This window comes from Microbispora sp. ZYX-F-249 (genome assembly GCF_039649665.1).
GTDB classification, from domain to species: domain Bacteria; phylum Actinomycetota; class Actinomycetes; order Streptosporangiales; family Streptosporangiaceae; genus Microbispora; species Microbispora maris.
Genome location: NZ_JBDJAW010000028.1, coordinates 1 through 22,064, shown reverse-complemented (window position 1 = coordinate 22,064; position 22,064 = coordinate 1). Strand labels below are relative to the sequence as shown.

The window sequence follows — 22,064 nt, the reverse complement described above, 5'->3', positions numbered from 1 at the left end:
GCGACCAGGGCTCCATTGGACTAGGCGTTTTCTCCACGTGATTGGCCCGGGCCCGAGATGGCGGGCCCCAGCCGACCGGGGCCCTGTCCGTGCGACGACGTCAGCCCGCGTTCTCCGAGCGTCGTTCCCTGCGTTGCTGCTGTTTGAACATGAGAACCCGAAGCGGAATCGCGGAGACGATCGCGATCTGCATCGTGGCGCCCACCTTGATCAGCTGGTCGCCGCCGGCGAGACCGGCCGCCCAGATCGTCAGGCACGCCACGTTGATCAGCATCCAGGCCAGCACGACGGCCGCCAGGTTGCCCTTCGGCTTGGGGTACTCGATGCGGCTGACCATCAGCCAGGCCACACCGAAGATGGCGGCGATCGTGACGTAGTTCGGCTGGAAGAGCAGCACGATCGACACCACGGTCATGGCGCCCATCGGGATCGGCAGGCCCATGAAGTCGCCGCTCTTGGTCTTCACGCAGGCGAAGCGGGCCAGCCGTACGACGCCGGCGAGCAGGACGGACCCGGCCGCGCACAGCACCAGCCACAGCGGGAGCTTGCCGGAGAACCCGGCCCAGATCATCACCATGAAGGCGGGCGCGAAGCCGAAGCTGATCACGTCGGCGAGGTTGTCCAGCTCGGCGCCCATCGCGGACGCGCGGAACTTCCTCGCCACCAGGCCGTCGAACAGGTCGCAGGTCGCGCCGATGAGCAGCAGCACCACGGCGGTGCCGAAGAAGCGCGGGTCGGGGGCGAACTTGCCGCTGGCCTGCAGGTCGCTGATCGCCGACCAGGCGAGCACGCAGACGGCGAGGAAGCCGCTGAGTGCGTTGCCGAGCGAAAGGGAGTCGGCGGCCGACAGGCGGAAGGCCTTGCCGACGGGGCCGCGCGGCTCCTCGGTCGCCTCCTCCACCGGCCAGGAGGCTTCGGCTCCCAGGTCAGACGTGGTCAAGACGTGTCACCCCCGCGACGGTCCGGGTGCCGACGGTCACCGCCGGCCTGATGCCCTCGGGCAGGTAGACGTCCACCCGGGAGCCGAAACGGATCAGCCCGACCCGCTCGCCCTGGACGACCTTCGCGCCCGCGAACAGGTACGGCACGATGCGGCGCGCGACGGCGCCGGCGATCTGCACCATCTCGATGTCTCCGAGCACGGTGTCGAAATGCCAGACGACACGCTCGTTCTTGTCGCTGTCCTTGTTGAACGCGGGCACGAAACCGCCGGGCACGTGCTCGACCGAGGTGACCGTGCCGGCCGCGGGCGCCCGGTTGACGTGTACGTTCAGCGGGCTCATGAAGATCGCGACCCGGGTCCGGCCGTCCGGCCAGGGGTCAATGCTCTGCACGACGCCGTCGGCGGGCGAGATGAGCCTGCCCTCGCCGGGCACGCGCTCGGGATCGCGGAAGAACCACAGCATCCCGCCGGTGAGTGCGGCGAGTGGCGCCGCGGCCAGCGCCCAACGGGGCGACCTACGAGTGAGAAGGGCGGTGACGGCCGCCGCCGCGGCGGTCGGAGCCAGCCACGGGGAGACCCCACGTGCGAGCCTGACTCGTCCCCGGGCACTTTGCGCGAGCCCGGATTCAGGGCCGCGGGGCAACGATTCGTTGGACACAGATGACCTTTGTACTCTTCTGGCGACTATGGACCGGCATGCGAGCTAACGATCGATATTACCGATCCGGCAGTCAATGCGTGGCACAACGAGAACAAGCAAACAGGGTGACTGCCCGTTTTCGCTAGCCCTGCGGGGCTTCCGCCTGAGAGGCCTCCGCTTGCGAGGCTTCCGCCGGAGTGATGGTTCTGTCGTCGCGGCGAGCCTTGATCAGACTGGCGACGGTGGTCACGGCCATCGTGACGCCGATGACCGCCAGCGACACCCAGATGGGGATCTGAGGCGCCCAGGAGACCTCGTTCTCGTGAAGTGCTTCGAGAATCAGCTTAACCCCGATGAAACCGAGGATGAACGCCAATCCGTAGCTGATGTAGACCAGCCGCTGCAGCAGACCGCCGAGCAGGAAGTAGAGCTGACGCAGTCCCATCAGGGCGAACGCGTTCGCGGAGAACACGATGAACGCCGCCTTCGTGAGGCCGAAGATGGCCGGAATCGAGTCGAGGGCGAACAGCAGGTCCGTGGTCCCGATGGCGATCATCACGATCAGCATGGGCGTCACCATGCGCTTGCCGTCCACCCGCACGGTCACCCGGGAGCCGACGTAGTCGGGGGTGGTCGGGAAGACCCGCCGGGCCCAGCGCAGGAGGATGTTCTCGTTGAACTCCTCGTCCTCCTTGTTGTGGTCCCGGATCAGCGTGTACGCCGTGTAGATCAGGAACACCCCGAACACGTACAGCAGCCAGCCGAAGCGGCTCAGTGCGGCGGCCCCGACGGCGATGAAGATCCCGCGCATGATGAGCGCGAGGACGATGCCCACGAGCAGCACCTTGTGCTGGTAGATCCGGGGCACCCCGAAGCGGGTCATGATGATGTAGAAGACGAACAGGTTGTCGACGCTGAGGCTGTATTCCGTCAGATAGCCCGCGAAGAACTCGCCACCGGTCCCGGGTCCCTCCCAAATCGTTAACCCGATGCCGAACAGCACCGCCAGGCAGACGTAGAAGCCCACCCAGATACCGGCCTGCCGCATCGAGAACTCGCGTGGTTCACCCCGATCCACGATCCACAGGTCGACGGCGACCACGACGAGGAGACCCACGATGACCAGGGCCCACAACCACAGCGGTGCATGTACCACGACTACCTCCGGCGCGCGCTGAACACACTGCCGGAGGTCTCTCCCGCCCGTACGCGCACGGCGGACCGACGGCCCCGGGTGCTGACACCGTGATGACGGAACCGCCGCGAAGGGATACTCCCCCCCAACCCGTCCAGTATATGGATCAGACTTAGCCTCACCTAATCCTTGCCGGAACGTCGGCGATCCTCGACCGAAACCACGACGGCTCACCGGACCGGGGGTCTTGTGTCACCGGCGCGGGAGGGTGTTCGCACCCTCCCGCCACCACGATCCCCGCTACGACGCCAGCCCGTACGCCCTGAGCACCGCGCGCAGCGCCGCGTCCTCGTCGGGCAGTTCCCGGCCCCGGCGTACGGAGGCCTGCGCCAGGCGGGCGGCCAGGGCGGGATCGCCGAGCAGGCGGCCGATTTCCCGGCTCAGCGCGCCCGGGTCCTGCGGCGGCACCAGCAGGGCCGCCTCGCCCACCATCTCCGGGATGCCGCCCACCCGGGTGGCGATGATCGGCCTGCCCGCCCGCAGCGCCTCCTGGACGCTCAGCGGCTGCCCTTCCCATCTGCTGGGCACGATCACCGCCGTCGCGACCTGCAGCAGATCGGCCGGGTCCGCCCAGCCGTACAGGACCACGGGCAGTTCCTCGGCGTCGACACGGGCCTGAAGCTCCGCGCGCAACGGCCCGTCGCCCGCGATCACGAAGACCGGGTCCCCCTTGTACGGCCCTGCCGCCGCGTCGAGCAGCGTCTCCAAGCCCTTCTGCTGGGCCAGCCGGGCGACCGTGAGCAGGATCGGACGCTCCCGCGCGGGCTGTGCCGCGTCCGCCGCGCCGGACAGCCGGGCGGCGATCTCCGCCCGCACCTTCTCGGCCGGGCGGGCGGGTTCCGCGAGCGGCGGCGCGGGCACCACCGCGAGGTCCACCCCGCGCGCGCCCCTCGCCCGCATGCGCTCCGCGACGTCCGGCGAGATCGCCAGAACGCGGTCCGCACGCCGGGCGACGATCCGTTCCAGCAGCCGGTAGACCGTCCCGATCGCCCCGCCCGCCGTGACCGCGTTGTGCAGGGTGACCACGAGACGCGGCCATCCCCGCGCCCCGGTGAGGGCGAGCGCGGCCAGCGCCCCGGACCGCAGCCCGTGGGCATGGACGACGTCCGCGCCGCGGGCGAGCGTACGCAGGCGCAGGGCGGTCCGCAGGTCGTGCGCGGGATGCGGCCGGTCGGCGATCTCGACCTCGGCGAAGCCCGCGCCGATGCCGGTGAAGCCGAAGGCCTCCTCGGTGCTGCCGGGGCCCGCGACCAGCACCCGGTGCCCCCGGGCGACCAGCCCGCCGGCGAGCATCCGCACGTGCCGGCCCACACCTCCCACGCTCGACCCCAGCACGAGCACTATCCGGCTCATGCGACCTCCTCGCCTGCGGCTCGGAGTGGCATGCGCCAGGCACCGCGTCCAACCATTCGCTCGCTACGCTCGCTCATGCGACCTCCTCGCCTGCGGCTCGGAGCGGCATGCGCCAGGCACCGCGTCCAACCATTCGCTCGCTACGCTCGCTCATGCGACCTCCTCGCCTGCGGCTCGGAGCAGCATGCGCCAGGCACCGCGTCCAACCATTCGCTCGCTCACACCGTCTCCTCGGCCGGCGGATCCGCCGGACTCGCGCCTCTTCCGCGTCTGACTCCGGACAGGGCGGCGGCCAGATCCGCGCGGTCCACGAGCGCGGCGACGAGGAGCCCCGCGACCACGGCCGTCAGCCCGGCCAGAGCGGCCGTCAGGAGACCGCCCCACGGCCCCTCCCCCGCCAGGGGAAGCCTTGCGACCGCCGCGCCCGCGAGGAAACCCGCGCCCCCGCCCAGCAGTGCTGCCACAGCGGCCCGCGTGACGCCGTGGACGGCCCGCGCTCCCCGCGCCCGCACGACCGAGGCCAGCAGTAGCGCGGCCCCCACCGTCATGCCGGCCGCCTGGCCGAGCGCGAGCCCGCCCAGACCCCAGCCGTCCGGCAGCACGAGCACGAACGCCACCTGGGCGACGGCCACGACCAGCCATCCGGCGACCTGCCCCCGGGCCGCCGCCCTGCCCTGCCCCGCGGCGTACAGCACCCGGCTGAGGTGGGCCACCAGGCCGTACCCGATCAGCCCCGGCGCGAACAGCGCGATCCCCCGGGCGAACTCGGCCGCGGCGACGTCGGTGTCCGCCTGGGCGAGGAAAACGTGGGCGACCGGTCCCGCGATGGCGGCCAGCGCGCCGGCCGCCAGGCCGCAGACCAGCACGACCGCGCGGGTCGTTCGCGCCGCCAGCGCCGCGAAGCCCTCGCCCTCGGTCTGCGCCCGCGCGGCGAGCGCGGGGAACGCGCTGGTCGCGATGGGCACCGCCAGCACGGCGTACGGCACCTGGTAGATCGCCCAGGCGTAGTTGTACGCGGGCAGCGCGCCCCCGCCGACGCGGTTGGCCACGGGGATCAGGATGGCCGCGGCGGCCTGCTGGGCGACCAGCGCGCTCAGCCCGGCCAGGGCGAGCCGCCGCACCTGTACGGCGACGCCCTCGGGGAAGCGGAGCGTGGGCCGCCACCGCAGGCCGAGCCGCCATGCGGGCCCGACCACGGTGACCACCAGGGCCAGCACGCCGAGTGTCGTGCCCGCCGACAGCGCGATCTCCGCCGGTCCCGGCACCGTGGCGGGGTCCCTGTGGCCACCGCTGAGCGGCCCGAAGGCCAGGTAGGCGATGACGACCACCACGCTCGACACCAATGGCGCCAGCGCCGGCCCCGAGAACCGGCGGTGGGCCTGCAGCACGCCGTAGAGCACCACCGCAATGCCGTACAACGGGATCTGCGGCGCGAAGACCACCAGCATGCGCGCGGCCACGGCCGCGACCTGGCCGACGTCGCAGTGCGCCACCTCGGAGCCGACGAGCAGCCGCGCCACCGGCCCCGCGACCAGCGCGGTCAACGCCGCGAGCGGCACCAGCAGCACGATCACCCAGGTCAGCAGCGCGGAGGCGATCCGGCCGACCTCCGCACGCGCCCCGCCGTCCGATCTGGCGGCGGCCCCGGCGAGCACCGGGACGACCATCCCGGCGAGCGCGCCGCCCACCACGACCTCGAAGACGATGTTCGGCACGTTGTTGGCCGAGTAGTAGGCGGTGGCCAGGCAGTTCGTGCCGACCGTGCGCGCGAACGCCAGTTGCTTGGCGAAACCGGTCACCCGCGCCAGGACCGTGATGACCCCGATGAGGACCGCCGCCCCGGCGATCCCCGCCCCGAGCCGTCTAACCATGCCGCTTACCCACGCCGCTTATCCATGCCGGTGCCGTACGCCTCCGCGGACGACCCTGGTCGTCCAGGTCACCCGCGCGGCCCCGACGTGCCCGGGGCGGCCTGCGGAGCGCGGCGGCCGAGCATGTCCAGGCGGTTGAGCACCCGGTTGCCGGCGATGACCTTGGTGAAGCTGACCTTCTCGGAGGCCGCGGTGAGAGCGGCGACGGCACCGAGGGCGGCGATCCTGCCGGGCCTGCCCAGCCGGGCGGTGGCCGCCAGGCCGAGCAGCGCGCCGAGCGCGTTCGCCCCGGCGTCGCCGAGCATCGCCCGCTCGCCCAGGTCCTCGGGCAGCAGCGCCGCCGCCGCGCCCAGCGGAACGGCGGTCAGCGCGGCCGCCTGGCGGGAGCGCGGGCCGTACGGCGCCGCGACCGAGGCGGCCAGCAGAGGTGCCCCGGCGAGCAGCCCGACCTTGATCGCGCGGCCGGGCCGCAGGTCGAACAGGTTGGCCAGGTTGGCGCTGCCGGCGATCAACGCGCCGTCGACGAGGGTGTCGAGAGACCGCGTCACCATGCTCCGGCCGTCGCGGGGGGCGAGCGCCGCCGCGGCGAGCCCGGTCGCGCCGATGCCGAGGATCTTGACCGCGCCACTGGTCACCTCGCCGCGTGCGAGCGCGGCCAAGTGGCCCTTGAACCCCTTCGACGAGGTCGAGCCGAACAGGTCGTCGTAGGCGCCGAGGACGCCGCTGCCCGCGCCGGCGAGGACGGCCGCCGCGCGGGCGCGCATGGGCAGTCCGGGGGCGAGGGCGGAGGCGGCGACCGCGCCGGCGGCGAACGCCGGCCCCTCCAGCAGCGTGACCGGTTCGCCCCGGTGGTTGACCCGGGTCCAGTACTCGTCGGCGGTCTTCTCGTCGCCGATCGGCGGGCGGCGCCGGAACGCGGCGAACGCGGCACGCGCGGCGACGGCGCCGAGCGCGGCGCCGACGGCGGCCCCGAGCGCCGCGGCGGCGCGGGTGCCGGCCTGGGAACGTGTGGCCACGGCTGTTGCCCTTCTCTCCGTTGGTGTGCCGGCCGGCGGCTCAGCCCCGGCTCGCCACCGGGGTGGGGGTCTCGCTGGGCGCGGTCACCGCGGGCTCGAACGCCGTCGCGCCGCTGCCGACGCCGTACGCGCCGGACCTGCCGGTCAGTTGCTCCCGCAGAGCGTAGACCACGACCACACGGCCCGCGGCGAAATCGACGGTGTCGACCGTCGAGACGGCGGAGGCCACGCCGCCGGTGTCGTGCAGGGCCGCGATGACCCCGCCCGTGCCGGAGGCGGTGACGGTGCCCGCGAGGACGGTGCCGAGAGCGCCGGTGTCGAGCCCGGCCGCCACCGAGACGACCGCGTTCGTCTGCCGGTCGGCGTCCTCTCCCTCGTACGGCTGGGACGGCGCGAGCAGGATGGCCATCGTGGCGCGCTGCTCCGGATCGCCCTTCAGGGTCAGGAAGTCGCCGGCCTGGAACGCCTCCAGCACACCGGTGGCCGCGGGATTGGCCCGGCCCGCCTGCGCACGGTCGTTGGTCACGATCGCGCCGGCGAGCATCGCCGCGGCCTTGTCGTACGGCGTGGCCCCGTCGGGGAATACCGTGCCGGCCGGGGCGAGATTGACGGCCAGCCCGTCCACCACGTTCGCCTGCTCGGCGTCGATGAACTTATCGGTCAAGCTGACCCTGCCGCTGTAGACGGCGCCCGCGCTCGTCACGAGCTTCTCGATCGGGTCGCGCAGGGCGGCCGACGCGCCCGGAGCCTCGACGAGCACGACGCGCTCCCCGGCGAGGTGGCCGCGCACGAGCTCGGGCAGGTGGGTCGTGACCAGCGAGTCGCTGCCCTCCTCGCGGCTCTGCAACTGCGAGATCTGGGCCAGGTTGCTCTCGTTGGCCTTCCGCAGTGACGCGGTCATCTCCTCGGCCGACTTGAAGAACGTGGGCTCGAGCACGGTGCTGCCCAGCACGATGCCGACCGTGAGCGCGAGGAAGATCGCCACGATCGAGACGAGGTGATAACGGAAATCGATCACGAGAAAAGTCCGACCAGCCAGAAGATGAAGCCGTTCCAGGCCACGCGCAGGCCGTTCAGCCACACCTGGCCGATCGGCGACACCGAGAGCACGACGCCGATCGTGACCAGCGTGGTGGCCACGAGCAGCAGGAGGGAGGGGGTGGAGATCCGGCTGCGGTAGAGCCTGCTCACGCCCTTGGCGTCCACCAGCTTGCTGCCCACCCGCAGGCGGGTGAGGAACGTGCTCGCCGCGCCCGACCTGCCCTTGTCCAGGAACTCGTCGAGCGTCCAGTGAGTGCCCACCGCGACGATCAGCGTGGCGCCCTTGTCGTCGGCGAGGAGCATGGCGATGTCCTCGCTCGTCCCGGTCGCGGGGAACACGACCGCCTCCTGGCCGAGCTTGTGCACCCGCTCCAGCCCCGGAGCCCGCCCGTCGCGGTAGGCGTGGACGACCAGCTCGGCGCCGCAGCACAGCGCCTTCTCCGAGACGGAGTCGAAGTCGCCAACGATGATGTCGGGCACGTACCCCGCGTCGAGCAGCGCGTCCGCCCCGCCGTCCACGCCGATCAGCACCGGGCGGTACTCCCGGATGTACGGCCGCAGCGTGGCGATGTCCTCCTTGTAGTGGTAACCCCGCACCACGATGAGGGCGTGGCGGTTCTCCAGGGAGGTGCGGATGTCGGGCACGCCGACCCCGTCGATCAGAAGGTCGCGCTCACGCCGGACGTACTCCATCGTGTTCGCGGCGAATGCCTCGATCTGTACGGCCAGGCCCGCGCGGGCCTCGGTCATCGCCGCCTCGACGCTCTCGGCGGTCTGCGGCTGCCCCTTGCCGATGAGTTCCTCGTCGAGGTAGACCATGCCCTCGTGGACGCGGATCACGTCGCCGTCCGCGATCCGCTCGAACAGGTCCGGCGACGCGTTGTCGATCAGAGGGATGCCCGCGTCGATGAGAATCTGCGGCCCGAGGTTGGGGTAACGGCCGCTGATGCTCGCGGCGGCGTTGACCACAGCCGCCACACCGCATGCGACGAGAGCCTCCCCGCTGACCCGGTCGATGTCGACGTGATCGATAATCGCGATTTCCCCGGGCTTGAGGCGCTTGGTCAGCCTCTTCGTCCGCCTGTCGATTCTCGCCACTGCCGTCACCCCGGGAAGGCCGTCGGCCTTCCTGCGGCGGAGGCCCGGAACATTCAAGCTCGGGACCTTCATCATGACCATCCTGCCAGAGGCGGCGACCGCCACGCTTCCACACCCCACGGCTCGTCTGTTTTCTCACTGCAAGTCAGGGATGTTGCCGAGGTGCGCCGACCGGGGGCAGCCGGGGTTGACGCACACCTTCCGCGACGCCGTCCGACCCCCGTTCCTCGCCCCCTCGTTCCCGGGGCTTGACTGCTTCCCGGCGCGCCCCGACCCAAACGTCACCCCCGCGCGCGCCCCGCCGAGTGTATGCCCCGGGCGGGCCGGGGACGGACTCGGAGCGCACACGCTCAGCCGGGACGCCGGCGCGCGGCGCTCAGCCGGCGCTTCGGCGGCCCGGGCGCTTGGACCCGCCCGAGGCCTGCTTCTCCCAGGCGGTCTTGTCGGCGGCGGCGATGGACAGCAGCTCCGCCGCGTGCGCCCGGCCGAGTTCGGAGTCCTCCAGGCCGGCGAGCATCCGCGACAGCTCCCGCTCGCGCCCCTCCCGGTCGAGGGTCACGACGCCGCTGCGGACCACGCTGCCGTCGCTCGCCTTCTCGACCACGAGGTGCTGGTCGGCGAAGGCCGCCACCTGCGGCAGGTGGGTGACCACGATGACCTGCGCGGTCCTGGCCAGCTTGGCCAGCCGTCTGCCGATCTCCACGGCAGCCTTGCCGCCCACGCCTGCGTCGACCTCGTCGAACACGAACGTCGGCACGGGGTCGGCGCCGGCGAAGACCACCTCGATGGCGAGCATCACCCGGCTCAGCTCACCGCCCGAGGCGCCCTTGGTCAACGGCAGCGGCGGCGCGCCGGGGTGCGAGGCCAGCCGGAGCTCGACCTCGTCCACGCCGTGCGGGCCGAAGCCGTCGATGGCGGTGATCGCCACGCTCACCCGCGCGTGCGGCATGGCGAGGGCGGTCAGCTCCTCGGTCACCGCCTTGCCGAACCGGTCGGCGGCGGCGGTGCGGATGGCTGTCAGCTCACCCGCCAGCTCGCCCAGCCGCTCGGTGAGCTCGCCGTGCTCCCGCGTCAGCTCCTCGATGCGCTCGTCGTCGCCTTCGAGCTCCGTCAGTCTCTCGGCGGCCCGCTGCGCCCACGCGAGAACCGCCGTGACGTCCTCGCCGTACTTGCGCATGAGCCCGTTCAGCGCGGCCCTGCGCTCCTGCACCGCGGCGAGCCGCGCCGGGTCGGCCTCGACCGACTCGGCGTACGCGGCCAGCTCGGTGGCCACGTCGGAGACCAAATAACCTGCCTCGGCCAGACGGTCGGCGAGCCCGGCGAGCGCGGGATCGAAGTCGCGCACCGACTCCACGGCCGCCTTGGCATGACCGAGCAGCGACACGGCGTCCTGCACGTCCTGCGCGCCCGACATCGGATCACCGAGCAGTGCCGTGTGCGCGGTCGTGGCGGCGGTGCGCAGCGCGTCGGCGTGGGAGAGCCGCTCGGCCTCCTCCTTCAGCTCGGCGTCCTCCCCCGGCCGGGGCTCCAGTTTCTCGATCTCGTCCAGGCCGAACCGCAGCACGTCGGCCTCCTGCGTCCGCTCCCTGGCCTTGACGGTCAGTTCGTGGAGCAGCTCGCCCACCTGCTTGTGCCGCTTGTATGCCTGCTCGTAGGCCCGCAGGGGTTTGATCAGCTCGTCGCCGGCGTAACGGTCGAGCGCCGCGCGCTGCCTGCCGGGCTGCAGCAACCGCTGCTGGTCCATCTGGCCGTGCACGGCCACGAGGTCGTCGGCGATGTAGGTCAGCGTGCCCACCGGCACGGCACGACCGCCCAGCCAGGCGCGGGAGCGGCCCTCGGCGGAGACCGACCGGGAGATGATGAGCTGCCCGTCCTCGACCTCGCCGCCGACGTCGGCGACCTGCTGGGCCACGCGGCCTCCCGGCTCGATGACGAGCGTGCCCTCGATCGTGGCCTTGTCGGCGCCCGGCCGGACCCTGGCCGGGTCGGCCCGCCCTCCGAACAGCAGGCCGAGACCGGTGACGACCATCGTCTTGCCGGCTCCCGTCTCACCCGTGACGACGGTGAATCCCGGTGACAGCTCCAGGATGGCTTCGTCGATCACGCCGAGCCCCTGGATGCGGACCTCCTCGACCCGTGGCCGCACTGGTCCCTCCCGTTTTGCCGACCGAACTCGCCAGAGATCCTACGCGTAACTCGTCAAGATTTTCGAGGACGGCGTGTCCATCCCGCGACCCGAACGAGAATCTGTGGACACGAAATGCCTGGTCATCCGGCATATCACCACCAACCGGCACACTGCGCTGTGGACTGCGGCGCCTTTACGGTCAGCCGGTGCGCACCCGGCCCCGCCAGCCCTGCACCGGCAGGCCGAACTTCGCCACCAGACGGTCGGTGAAGGGCGCCCCGGTGGCCTCCACGCCGAGCAGGCGGGCCAGCCGCACCGGCACCTCGCCCCTGCGGACCTCCACGCGGGCGCCGGGCGGGATGTCGAAGCGGCGGCGCCCGTCGCACCACAGCACGCCGGCGCTGGTCTCGGGGAGGATCTCCAGCGCGAGCGTGGACTTCGGCGACACCACCATCGGCCGGGCGAACAGGGCGTGGGCGCTGTTGGGCACGAGGAGCAGCGCCTCCACCTCGGGCCAGACCACCGGGCCGCCCGCCGAGAACGCGTACGCCGTCGACCCGGTGGGGGTCGCGCAGATCACACCGTCGCATCCCCAGCGCGACAGCGGACGGCCGTCGATCTCGGCCACGACCTCGAGCATGCGGTCCTTCTTCTCGACCGACGCCTCGTTGAGCGCCCAGGTCCGGGCGAGCACCGAGCCGTTGAGGCGCACGACGACCTCGACCGTCATGCGCTTTTCGACCTCGTAGCTGCCCTCGACCACCCGGTCCACCACGGACGCCAGGTCCTCCACCTCCGCCTCGGCGAGGAAGCCCACATGGCCAAGGTTCACGCCGAGCAGCGGCACCGCGGCCGGACGGGCCAGTTCCGCCGCGCGCAGCAGCGTGCCGTCACCGCCCAGGACGATGATCAGCTCGGCCCCCTCCAGCGCCGCACCGTTCTCCGGGACGACCTCCGCGTGGACGAGGCCGAGCTCCGCGGCCTCCTCGTCGAGCACCCGGACGTTGATGCCCGCCTCGATCAGCCGTTCCACGACCAGGCGGGCGCTGCGCACGGCCGCGTCCCGTCCCGTGTGTGCCGTCACCAGGACGGTCCTCTTGGCGTCCGCCCGGTCGCCCGCCGCGCCGCCCGTGCTCATCGCGTTCATCGTCTCCACGCCTCGCCGTCCGCGCTCACCGGGGTCCCTCCGCGATCGCCGTGTCGATCGCGGCGTCCACGTCGGGCACGGGCTCGTGTCCCTGCCCCTTCCCGAGCCACAGCACGTATTCCACGTTTCCGGACGGCCCCGGCAACGGGCTCGCCGTAACGCCCTTGACCGTCAGGCCCAGCGAGCGCGCCGACGCCGCGACGTCCCGCACCGCCTGCGCCCGCAGGGCCGGGTCGCGTACGACGCCTCCCGACCCCACGCGCTCCTTGCCGACCTCGAACTGAGGTTTCACCAGCATCGCGAACTCCGCCACATCGGCCGCGCAGCCCGCCAGGGCCGGCAGGACGAGCCGGAGGGAAATGAAGGACAGGTCCCCGACGATCAGCGTCGGCGGCTCGCCCACCATCTCCGGGGTCAGGTCGCGGACGTTGACCCGCTCCATCACCGTGACCCGCTCGTCGGTGCGCAACGACCAGGCGAGCTGGCCGTACCCCACGTCGACCGCGAGCACGTGGGCGGCGCCGTGCCTGAGCAGCACGTCGGTGAAGCCGCCGGTCGAGGCTCCCGCGTCGAGGCATCGGCGCCCCTCGACGCGCAGCCCCTCGAACGCGCGCAGCGCGCCGAGCAGCTTGTGCGCGCCCCTGGACACGTAGTCGGGGCCCTGCGCCGCCTCGGCGACCACGATGGGTGCGGCGGTGTCCACCTGGGTTGCCGCCTTGCCCGCCACCCGGCCTCCGACACTGACCCGGCCCGCCTCGATGAGCTGGACCGCCTGCTCCCTGGAACGGGCGAGCCCCCGGCGTACGAGCTCGCTGTCCAGCCGGACGCGCTTCACCGGACCCGTCCCGCCGCGCGGGCGCGTGCCGGGTGTCTCCGGCTCCCGGCGATCGCGGCCGCTCTCGTGGCGCTCACCGGTCGCTCTCTTCGTTGCCGCCGGCTCCGGTCTGCGGTCCCCCGGCATCCTCCACGGACGCGAGCACCGCTTCGAGACCGGCCAGGACCTGCTCGAAGACGCCCACGTGCTCGGACACCGGCACGTGAGCCAGCCGTCCGAGAGGCGACAGCGCGGCCTGCACGCCGTCGGCGCCCGAGGCGAGGTGTTCCCCGGCCGCGATACCGCTGTCCGTCATGGTCCCTTCCCGCTGGGCTGCCCCGTCATGATCTCCCGCGCGCGGCGCCACGCTCACACCGGGGCCTCGGCCCGTGCTCTCGCCGGGACCGGCCCCGGACGTGTCGTACGCGCACACGGCCAATACCGCCAGGTCCCCGGTACGGGCCCGCGACGGCGCTGGTCGCCTCGACGCTATCGGACGCCACCGACGATCGTGCGCCATCCGGCCGTTCGCCGTGAACGGCGGGACATTCCCTCGCATGCTCTCACCCCCGTCGCCGTTGCCGTTCCGTGACCCGGCGCGGATTTCGCGCAGCCCACCGGTGGAAAGCTACTGTCGGTAGGTAGAGGGGAAATCACATCGTCGACCGGTGATCCGCGCACGGCACGAGGAGAAGCGGTTCACGAGGGGACACGGTCCGCGAGGAGAGAGGCAGGCGCATGGCGACCGTCGAGGAATGCCGGGCGGCGCTGGACAAGCTCGTCGAGCAGTTCGACGAGATCAGCGAGGAGGACCGTGCCAAGCACGTGGTCGAACGCCGGCTGGCCTGCCGGATCTCCGATATCGGCGTGACGTTCTACGGCCGCCTCCACCGGAACGGGCTCGACCCCTTCAAGGAGGTGCCCCCGGAGGACGGGCGGCCCGCCGAGGTCAAGCTGACGCTCAAGAGCGAGGACCTGATCTCGATGGTGAACGGCGAACTCGACATGGGCCGCGCGCTGCTCGGCGGCCGGGTCAAGATCGACGCCAGCCTCGGCGACCTGCTGCGCCTGCGCAAGCTCCTCTGACCGCTCCCTCGCGTACCCGCCGAGCGGGCGTCGGACAGCGAGACGCGCCATACCTCGGCGGCCGGTTCGAAGCGGCGGCCGTCACCTCGTGAACGGCCGCCCTGGCGAAAACACACCCGCCCACCACGTGAATCAGTGATCGCGTGAAGCCCCGAGTGGCACCTGGGGCGTGCACGGCCGCCGCTCTCAACCCCGGTCAGCTGTCGAGCGACGCCAGGGCGCCCTTGACCGCGTCCTCGTCCGCTTGACCGTCCCCCGCGGCTTCCCAGGTGGCGGCGCACGCGGCGCGCAGCCCCTCGACGGGGTCGCCCTCCCCGGCCAGCACGAGCTTCCCGTCCTGCCAGGCGGCCGTCCATCCGCCGCAGGTCCAGCCCCCCGAACCCCGCCGTACGGGAACCACGGGCGTGTGCAGACCGGACAGGTCGGCGGCGATGTGGGTGGGCCGGTGCCGGGGCGCGGCGGTGAGCACGTCGAGGGGGCCGGCGACGCCGGTCAGCACGAGCAGGCTGTCGACGCCGGCCCGGGTGGCGCCCTCGATGTCGGTGTCGAGCCGGTCCCCCACGATCAGCGGCCGCTCCGCGCGGGTGCGGATCATCGACTCGCGATGCAGCGGCGGCTCCGGCTTGCCCGCGACCACGGGCTCGACACCCGTGGCTGTGGCGATCACGCGGCTCATCGCCCCGTTCCCTGGCTGTTTGCCCCGGCCCGTCGGCATCGTCGTATCGCCGTTGGCCGCGACGAACCAGGCTCCCCGGCGTACGGCGAGTGCGCCCTCGGACAGCAGCCCGTAGGACAGGTTCTCGGCGATCCCCTGCACCACGGCGGCGGGAGCGTCCAGGGCCGTCGTGACGGGACGCAGGCCGTGCTCGCGCAGCGCCATCCGCAGTCCCATGCCGCCCACGACCAAGACGGCCGAGCCCGCCGGCACATGTTCCGCGATCAGCCGGGCGGCCGCCTGGGCGGATGTGACCACATCCGCCGGGGCGGCCGGAACGCCCAGATGATTGAGGTGCTGTGCGATCGCCCCCGGTGTGCGGCTCGCGTTGTTCGTCACGAACGCGAGCCGCACACCCAGGTCCCGGGCCTTCACCAGCGCCTCGGGGGCACCGGGGACCGCCTGTCTCCCGAGATAGACGACACCGTCGAGGTCCAGCAACAACGTGTCGTAGGCGTCCGCGAGAGTGCCGGTGATTTCAGACATGGCGGAAGTATGGCCTACGGTCACGCACGCCTCGCGCGCAGCGTGGCCCGGACCTGCTTCAGCGCGGACACGTAGTGCCGGAGGTCGGGGCGCATCGCCACCGCAACCGCGAGCGGCTCCTGCGCTCCCTCGACGTCTCCGCTGCGCCACAGCGACAGGCCCAGACCGAAGTAGGCGTAGTCCTCGGCGGGATTGGCGTCGACGATCCAGCGGAAACTGCCCGCGGCCTCGTCGTATCGCTTGGAGTTGAACTGGGCGCGGGCGAGGGCCTCACGGATGCTGCGCGAGTCGGGCTCGGCCCGTGCGGCGTGCTCCAGAATCGCCGCGGCCGCGGCCGGGCTGCCCTCCTCGAGCAGTCGCATGCCGCGCTGGAACCACTCGTAGACACCACCGGAAGGCGTACCGCCCGGATCATTGGAAGAAGCAGATGCCTCGTTTCGTCCTTCGATCATCGGGTAAGCCCTCCTGCACTCCGATTTCGCAAGCAACCGGGCACCGCAGCGTCGGGGAGTCCGGGCACTTATGGCAACATGCCCGGTATGGAGAGTTCTGAACGGGCGGGACTGGTGCTACGTCCGTTCCACGGCGTCCGATACGCGGTGGACGACTTGGCCGCTGTCACCTCCCCGCCGTATGACCTCATCTCCCCCGAGGAACTGCGGGAACTGCTCAGTCGTCATGCGAACAACGTAGTGCGCCTGATCCTTCCCGGTATCAGCCATTACGGGGAGGCGAGCGCCGCGCTGGACGAGTGGCTCGCCGAGGGAGTCCTGGCGGTCGACTCCCTGCCCGCCCTGTACGTGTACGAGCAGAGCGGGGTCGGTTTCCTGCAGCGGGGCCTGATCGGCGGCGTGGGGGTCGGGTCGGCCTCGATCCTTCCGCACGAGAACGTGCTGCCGGAGCCCGTCGCCGACCGGCTCGCCCTGATGCGGGCCACGCAGGCCAACTTCGAGCCGATCTTCCTGTTGTACGAGGGCGGCGGCACGGCCTCCCGGCTCGTCGACGACGTGGCGACACAGCGATTCCCCCTGATGGACGTCCGCACCCGTGAGGGCGTGCACCACCGGCTCTGGGCGGTCACCGATGCCCACGAGATCGACGCCGTGGCGGAGGACCTGCGTCATCGCCAGGCGCTGATCGCCGATGGTCACCACCGTTACGCCACCTACGAGGCGCTGCAGAAGGACCACATCGGGCCCGGGCCCTGGGACTACGGCCTGGCGTATCTGGTGGACTCCACGGTCTACCCGCCCGACCTCAGGGCCATCCACCGGGTCATTCCCGGGCTGCCCCTGCAGGAGGCCGCCGCCCGGGCCAAGGGCGCCTGGCAGGTCCACGAGTTCCCCCTGGTCGAGGACGCCCTCGCGGGTCTCGCCACGGCGACCGGCCCCGCCTTCGTGCTCGCCGGTGACGGCCCCGCCCACCTGCTGACGGATCCGGACCCGCTGCAGGTCGAGCACGCCATGCCGTCCGAGCAGTCCGCGCGGTGGCGGATGCTCGACACCTCGATCCTCACGGCGTTCCTCCTGCCGAAGGTGTGGGGGATCACCGACAGCGAGCAGTCGGTGATGGTCGTGCACCATGACGCGCTCGCCGCCGTGGACAGGGCGCGCCGGCTCGGCGGAACGGCGGTGCTGCTGAATCCGCTGTCCACTGAGGACGTCCTCACCGTCGCGGCGCAGGGCGAGCGGGTGCCGCGCAAGTCGACCTCGTTCGGTCCCAAGCCCAGGACGGGCCTGGTCATGCGGACCTTCGCCACTGACTGACCGTCTCGCCGGCGGGCCGCGAGGAGCCGGCGACATGCTGCCCGCAGGACGACGGCGCGGGAGACACCGCAGCCTGCCCGCCGGGAGAACCCGGAAGTCCGGCGGGCTGAGCCGCGCGGCCGGAGGACGCCTCTGCAGTCTCGCTCCGCGCCACCCCTTCGCGACGCACCACCCCCTCCCGACGCACCACCCCCTCGCCACGCGCCACGGCCTCGCCACGCGCCACGGCCTCGCCACGCGCCACGGTCTCGCCGACATCAGTCGCCTCAGCGCCGGCGCATGCCTGAGCCACCTCAGTCCCGGCACGTGCCTGAGCGGTTTCGCCCCGCACTGTAGCCTTGCGGGCATCAGTGGCCGCAGCGCCGGCGCATGCCTGAGCGGTCTCAGCCTCGGCGTCAACTCGGGCGGTCCCAACGGTGCTGTCCCCAATGGCGGCGTCCCCGGTGGCGGTGGTGTCATCGGCGCGGGGAGTTTTCCTGCGCCGTCTCCCGGCGGGCACGGCCTGTTCGATGCGGCGTGCCCCACGCACCTCGACCTCGTAGCGACTGCCGCCCCGCCACCAGCGGCGGCGCAGCGCGCCTTCCACCTCGATCAGATCATCGACCTGCCACCCGGCCACCATGTCGCGCACCCCGTCGTCGAACGTCGCGCATTCGATCGCGTCGGACCGCTGGAAGCCCGGGCGGTCTCCGGGCCTGCGGACCGCGAGGCGCCACTGTGTCAGCAGGGCTCCACTCGGCAGTTCCCGGTGCGCCGGTTCCTTGGACAGCCGCCCCGCGAGCGTCACCTCGTTGCGGTGCATGTGATCTCCTCTCTGCCACGGAGATCATCGTGCGCGACCAGGTTGGGCCGGCAACGTCCTGAATGCCATTCTGTGGATACCGGTTCTAGTTACAGGAGTGGGCTGTGGACAACGTGACTCCACTCGGCGGCGACGTCTACGAGATCGACACGCGGATGGCGGGCTACTCCGGCATCACCGCCGGCTACCTGATCCTCGGCGACCGTCCGTGCCTGGTCGAGACCGGCACCTCGACCTCGGCTCCCGTGGTCAGGGACGCTTTGTCGTCCCTCGGGGTGGGACCGGACGATCTCGCGACCGTCGTGGTGACCCACATCCACCTGGATCACGCGGGCGGCGTGGGAGACATCGCGAGCTACTACCCGTCCGCCGAGATCGTCGTCCACGAGAAGGGCGCCCGCCATCTCGCCGACCCGTCCCGGCTCATGGCGAGCGCCAAGATGGTCTGGGGCGACAAGCTCGACGTACTGTTCGGCACTCTCGCGCCCACCGACGCTGCCCGCATCCGGGCCCTGGGCGACACCGGGACGATCGACTTGGGCAACGGCCGCACCCTGGCGAGCCACTACTCCCCCGGTCACGCCAAGCACCATGTGGGCCTGCTGGACTCGCTCACGGGGGACCTTTACGTGGGCGACGCCGCCGGCGTGTATCTGCCCGAGACCGGAGACCTCCGGCCCGCCACGCCGCCGCCGGACTTCGACCTCGACGTCGCTCTCGACTCGATAGCGCTGTTCACGGCGCTGAAACCGCAGCGGCTGCTGTTCAGCCACTACGGGCCCGTGGCGGACGTGCCCACGACCCTCGAACGGTCCGCCGAGGAACTCCGGCTCTGGGTGGACCTCACGAAGCGCGCCAGGGCCGAGGGCCTCGACCTCGACCACGCCGTCGCCATGGTGCGCGACCGGACGCGGGAGCGGTACGCCGCGCTGCGCGCCGACGCGGCCACCGCCGAGCAGTTCGAACTGCTGAGCGGCGCGCCGTCGAACGTCGCGGGAATCATGCACTGGCTGGACCGCGCTCCGCGCTGACCTCGGCCTCTCGGTCGGAGGCGGAGGCTGCGGGCGGCTTCTGCCGGGGCAAAAGGAAACGGGCGCCGCCAACGCGACGCCCGTTCGAACAGCTCAGGGCTGGCGCTTCACCCGGTCCTCGGAGTCCTCCGGATCGTCGAGCACGTCCCCGAAGTTCGGTTCGATGAACGCGGGGCCGTAGGACGGCCCGCTCTCCTTCTCCGAAGGCCGGTCGGTCTCGTCGGCACCGGACGCCTCCTTCGCGGTCGAGGACTTCGCGGGTACGTGCGCGTCCTCGTCCGCCGAGCCGTCATCCGCGGACCTGTCGTCCGCGGGCTCGACGGCCGCGACGACCTCGCCGGCAGAGTCGCCGGAGGAGCCATCCCCGGGGATCCCGGTCTGCTCCTCCTCGTCCTCGACGGTCTCCGCGGTGTCCTCGTCGCCGGTCTCCTCCCCGTCTTCCTCCTCCTCGTCGGGGAGGTCGTCGAGGATGTCGCCGCCCTCGGGAGCGGACTCGTCGTGGTCCTCCTCCAGGTCCTCGATGAGTCCGCCGGTCAGCTCGGCGTAGCGTTCGGCCGCGTCGGTCTCGCCGTCCTCGTCGAACGCCATGGCGCGGGCGAACCAGTCGGTCGCCGCCTCCTCGTGGCCCGCGTCGGCAAGGGCGTCCGCGTACGCGAAGGCCAGCCGCGCCGACCAGGGCTTGGGCTGAGGGTCACGCAGTTCCGGAACCCGCTGCAGCGTGATGACCGCGGCGTCGTGCTGACCGAGGTCACGACGGGCCCCGGACTCCACGATGGCCAGCTCGATCCGGCCCGCGCGGTCCAGCCGTTCGGCCTCACGAGACCGGACGAGGTCGAGTGCCCGCTCGGGCCGTCCAAGGCCGCGCTCGCAGTCCGCCATGATCGGCAGGTACTCGTCCGAGCCGGTGATCCGCCTCGCGGCGCGAAGGTCGCCGAGCGCCTCGGCGTACTGACCCGCGTGGTAGGCGGCGATCCCGGTCGCCTCACGGACCACGCCGATCCTGCCCGCGAAGCGGCGGGCCACCTTGGCGTGCTCGTACGCCTTCTCCGGTTCCTCCGCCGTCAGCGCGCGGGCGGCCGCCACCAGATGGCTGGCCACGAGGTCCGCGAGGTCGTTCGGCAACGAGCGGAGCTCCGCGCGCGCCTCCCGGTCCAGTTCGTCCGGCGTGATGTCCGGCTCGAGCGGGGGGATTTCCTCGCGGGTCCTCGGCCTGCTGGGCTCATCCGGCCTGCCGTAGCGGGCCCGGCTGCCACCCCGGTCGTCACGGCTGAAGGGACGCGCCGCGCCGCGGTCGCCACCGTAGGACCTGGACTCGTCACGATCTCTGCCGAAGGGACGGCCACCGCGGTCGCCGCCGGACTCGCGCCGCGGCCGGTCACCGGAACCGGGCGCACGCCCACGGAACGTCCGGGTCCCTTCCTCACGGTCACCGCCGGAACGTCTGTCGTCACGGTCGCGGAAGGACCCGCCAGGCCTATCCGTCGACGTACGGTGCGGCCTGTCGCGGAAGGAGGAGTCCCGGTCACGGTAACGGTCACCGCCGCCCGCGTCCTGCCGGTCGGCGTAGGAACGCCTGGGCCTGTCCTCGCCGCCTCTGGCGTCGCGGTCGCCGAACGGACGGCGCGGCCGATCTCCTCCCCCGAATCCTCGATCCGGGCCCCGGTCCCCGCCTCGGTCGCCGTAGGGACGCCGGGGGCGGTCCGGGCGCTCGTTGCCCCTGCCACCCCTGTCGTCACGGCCGTAACCGCGCTCCTGGTCCGGACGCCGCGGCGGGCGACTGCCGGACCCGTCACGATCGTCACGCTCGTACCGAGGCGTGTAGGAGCGGCCTTCCCGGCTCTCCCGGCCCTCGCGATTGTCGCGATTGTCGCGGCTGTCGCGGCTGTCGCGCTCGCGGAAGCCGTAACGTCCGCCGAAGCCGCCGCCCTGGCGCTGGGGCCGGTCTCCGTACCCTCCGCCTTCCCGGCGATCGGTGCGGCGCTCGCCGTACGGCCGGCTGCCGCGATCATCGGACCGGGACGGGCGGCCGCCGCGCTCGTCGCGGTCGCGGGAGCCCTGGCCCCCGCGGAAGTCGTCGCGGTCCGCATAGGAGCGACGCGGCCGGTCGGTCCTGGAGGCGTCCCTGTCCTGGTAGGTGCGATCCCGCCGTCCCTCGAAGCCGCCGGCTCCGCGCGGCCGGTCGCCGCCGCGGTCGAAGTTCCGCCCCCCGTCGCGGTCGCGGTACCCGCCGCGATCGTCGGTACGGCCGCCCGCACGATCCGAGGCGCCGAAGGGACGGCGACCGCGGTCATCCCGGTCGCGGTAGCCGCCGCTCCTTTCACGATCTCCGTAGGAGCCGATCGGCCTGTCATCGCGATCGCGTGAACCGAACCGTCGACCGGACTGACCCCCCTGGTCGCGGGAGCCGCGACTGTCGGAGTGGAACGGGCGCTCGCCACGCTCGCCGCGGTCGCTGCGGAAGCCTTCTCGCCGCTCTCCATAACGACCGCCGAAGCCGCCGCTTCCTCCGTTACCGCGGAATCCTCCGGCGCGCTCGCCCCGGTCTCTGCTCTCTTCGCGGTTGTCTCCGCCACGGCCCGCGCCGTCGCGCCCGTCTTCTCTGTTCACTTCTGTCCTCTGTTGCTTGCTCACCGCGTCCGGTTCGCCGGCCGCAGGGCTCTGTCTTCCCGATGTCCTGACTATTGGGGGATGCACCCCATACCCGATGAGTTCCAGGGAAGACACGTTGTTTCGCCGCAGGTCCGCTGAGATCGCGTCCGCCGCAGCCTTCGCTTCTCGTCCGATGCGACGAAGGCCACCCGTGGGGTGGCCCGGCACTGCCAGCCTAGCGCGCCGCCACCACCGCCCGAGCCTCTATGGGCGCTTTCGCTCCCGTCCGCCAGCTCTACCTGACGTTGGAGAGACGACATGACTCCACAAACAAAAAAGGGGT

General features: G+C 72.0%; 20 protein-coding genes. 4 read left to right on the top strand and 16 right to left on the bottom strand.

What is annotated here, in order from left to right:
* Positions 1 to 100: 100 nt before the first annotated feature.
* The 12 genes from pssA to AAH991_RS27945 all read right to left on the bottom strand — a co-directional run bounded on the left by pssA (position 101) and on the right by AAH991_RS27945 (position 13,562).
* The gene (pssA, locus tag AAH991_RS28000; RefSeq protein ID WP_346228907.1) at positions 101 to 940 is read right to left on the bottom strand and encodes a CDP-diacylglycerol--serine O-phosphatidyltransferase; all 840 of its coding nucleotides are present in this window, start codon (positions 938 to 940) and stop codon (positions 101 to 103) included.
* Positions 927 to 1,586: a phosphatidylserine decarboxylase gene (locus AAH991_RS27995; protein ID WP_346228970.1), complete on the bottom strand. Its 660-nt coding sequence runs from the start codon at positions 1,584 to 1,586 to the stop codon at positions 927 to 929. Before AAH991_RS27995 ends, pssA begins: the two co-directional genes overlap by 14 nt.
* A gap of 139 nt (positions 1,587 to 1,725) precedes the next feature.
* Entirely contained in the window at positions 1,726 to 2,739 is a 1,014-nt protein-coding gene (locus tag AAH991_RS27990) for a TerC family protein (RefSeq protein WP_346228906.1), read from the bottom strand.
* A gap of 279 nt (positions 2,740 to 3,018) precedes the next feature.
* Positions 3,019 to 4,131 (bottom strand): glycosyltransferase family 4 protein, encoded by a 1,113-nt coding sequence (locus AAH991_RS27985; protein ID WP_346228905.1) that lies wholly within the window; start codon positions 4,129 to 4,131, stop codon positions 3,019 to 3,021.
* 218 nt (positions 4,132 to 4,349) lie between these two features.
* The gene (gene murJ / locus AAH991_RS27980) at positions 4,350 to 6,002 is read right to left on the bottom strand and encodes a murein biosynthesis integral membrane protein MurJ (RefSeq protein ID WP_346228904.1); all 1,653 of its coding nucleotides are present in this window, start codon (positions 6,000 to 6,002) and stop codon (positions 4,350 to 4,352) included.
* 68 nt (positions 6,003 to 6,070) lie between these two features.
* Entirely contained in the window at positions 6,071 to 7,018 is a 948-nt protein-coding gene (locus AAH991_RS27975; RefSeq protein ID WP_346228903.1) for a hypothetical protein, read from the bottom strand.
* A 40-nt stretch (positions 7,019 to 7,058) separates the two neighbouring features.
* Positions 7,059 to 8,036, bottom strand: a complete 978-nt coding sequence (locus AAH991_RS27970) for a copper transporter (RefSeq protein ID WP_346228902.1) — start codon at positions 8,034 to 8,036, stop codon at positions 7,059 to 7,061.
* A complete protein-coding gene (steA, locus tag AAH991_RS27965; RefSeq protein ID WP_346228969.1) occupies positions 8,033 to 9,229 on the bottom strand; it encodes a putative cytokinetic ring protein SteA in 1,197 nt (398 codons plus the stop codon). Before steA ends, AAH991_RS27970 begins: the two co-directional genes overlap by 4 nt.
* 304 nt (positions 9,230 to 9,533) lie before the next feature.
* Positions 9,534 to 11,303: a DNA repair protein RecN gene (recN, locus tag AAH991_RS27960; RefSeq protein WP_346228901.1), complete on the bottom strand. Its 1,770-nt coding sequence runs from the start codon at positions 11,301 to 11,303 to the stop codon at positions 9,534 to 9,536.
* A 181-nt stretch (positions 11,304 to 11,484) separates the two neighbouring features.
* Complete coding sequence (locus tag AAH991_RS27955; protein WP_346228900.1) at positions 11,485 to 12,432, bottom strand: NAD kinase; 948 nt, start codon at positions 12,430 to 12,432, stop codon at positions 11,485 to 11,487.
* 25 nt (positions 12,433 to 12,457) lie between these two features.
* Complete coding sequence (locus AAH991_RS27950) at positions 12,458 to 13,267, bottom strand: TlyA family RNA methyltransferase (protein ID WP_346228899.1); 810 nt, start codon at positions 13,265 to 13,267, stop codon at positions 12,458 to 12,460.
* Positions 13,268 to 13,340: 73 nt separating this feature from the next.
* Entirely contained in the window at positions 13,341 to 13,562 is a 222-nt protein-coding gene (locus AAH991_RS27945) for a hypothetical protein (protein WP_346228898.1), read from the bottom strand.
* 422 nt (positions 13,563 to 13,984) lie between these two features.
* Here AAH991_RS27945 and AAH991_RS27940 point away from each other — a divergent pair, with 422 nt between their 5' ends.
* Positions 13,985 to 14,332 (top strand): SCP2 sterol-binding domain-containing protein, encoded by a 348-nt coding sequence (locus tag AAH991_RS27940; protein ID WP_346228897.1) that lies wholly within the window; start codon positions 13,985 to 13,987, stop codon positions 14,330 to 14,332.
* A gap of 196 nt (positions 14,333 to 14,528) precedes the next feature.
* On the opposite strand, the gene AAH991_RS27935 is transcribed toward AAH991_RS27940, so the two are convergent.
* Both AAH991_RS27935 and AAH991_RS27930 read right to left on the bottom strand, forming a co-directional pair.
* Complete coding sequence (locus tag AAH991_RS27935) at positions 14,529 to 15,533, bottom strand: HAD-IIA family hydrolase (RefSeq protein ID WP_346228896.1); 1,005 nt, start codon at positions 15,531 to 15,533, stop codon at positions 14,529 to 14,531.
* 20 nt (positions 15,534 to 15,553) lie between these two features.
* On the bottom strand, positions 15,554 to 15,985 hold the full coding sequence (locus tag AAH991_RS27930) for a tetratricopeptide repeat protein (protein WP_346228895.1): 432 nt from the start codon (positions 15,983 to 15,985) through the stop codon (positions 15,554 to 15,556).
* 87 nt (positions 15,986 to 16,072) lie between these two features.
* On the opposite strand from AAH991_RS27930, the gene AAH991_RS27925 reads away from it, so the two are divergent.
* On the top strand, positions 16,073 to 17,299 hold the full coding sequence (locus tag AAH991_RS27925) for a DUF1015 family protein (protein ID WP_346228894.1): 1,227 nt from the start codon (positions 16,073 to 16,075) through the stop codon (positions 17,297 to 17,299).
* On the opposite strand, the gene AAH991_RS27920 is transcribed toward AAH991_RS27925, so the two are convergent.
* On the bottom strand, positions 17,274 to 18,101 hold the full coding sequence (locus AAH991_RS27920; protein WP_346228893.1) for a single-stranded DNA-binding protein: 828 nt from the start codon (positions 18,099 to 18,101) through the stop codon (positions 17,274 to 17,276). The two genes, AAH991_RS27925 and AAH991_RS27920, sit on opposite strands and share 26 nt — an antisense overlap.
* Positions 18,102 to 18,205: 104 nt before the next feature.
* On the opposite strand from AAH991_RS27920, the gene AAH991_RS27915 reads away from it, so the two are divergent.
* Complete coding sequence (locus tag AAH991_RS27915) at positions 18,206 to 19,132, top strand: MBL fold metallo-hydrolase (RefSeq protein WP_346228892.1); 927 nt, start codon at positions 18,206 to 18,208, stop codon at positions 19,130 to 19,132.
* 93 nt (positions 19,133 to 19,225) lie between these two features.
* Here the strand turns inward: AAH991_RS27915 and AAH991_RS27910 are convergent, their stop codons facing one another.
* Positions 19,226 to 20,254, bottom strand: coding sequence for a tetratricopeptide repeat protein (locus AAH991_RS27910; RefSeq protein ID WP_346228891.1), 1,029 nt, complete (start codon positions 20,252 to 20,254; stop codon positions 19,226 to 19,228).
* Between AAH991_RS27910 and AAH991_RS27905 the strand changes: the two genes are divergently transcribed.
* A complete protein-coding gene (locus AAH991_RS27905) occupies positions 20,219 to 21,496 on the top strand; it encodes a hypothetical protein (protein ID WP_346228890.1) in 1,278 nt (425 codons plus the stop codon). The two genes, AAH991_RS27910 and AAH991_RS27905, sit on opposite strands and share 36 nt — an antisense overlap.
* The last annotated feature ends 568 nt before the right edge of the window (positions 21,497 to 22,064 follow it).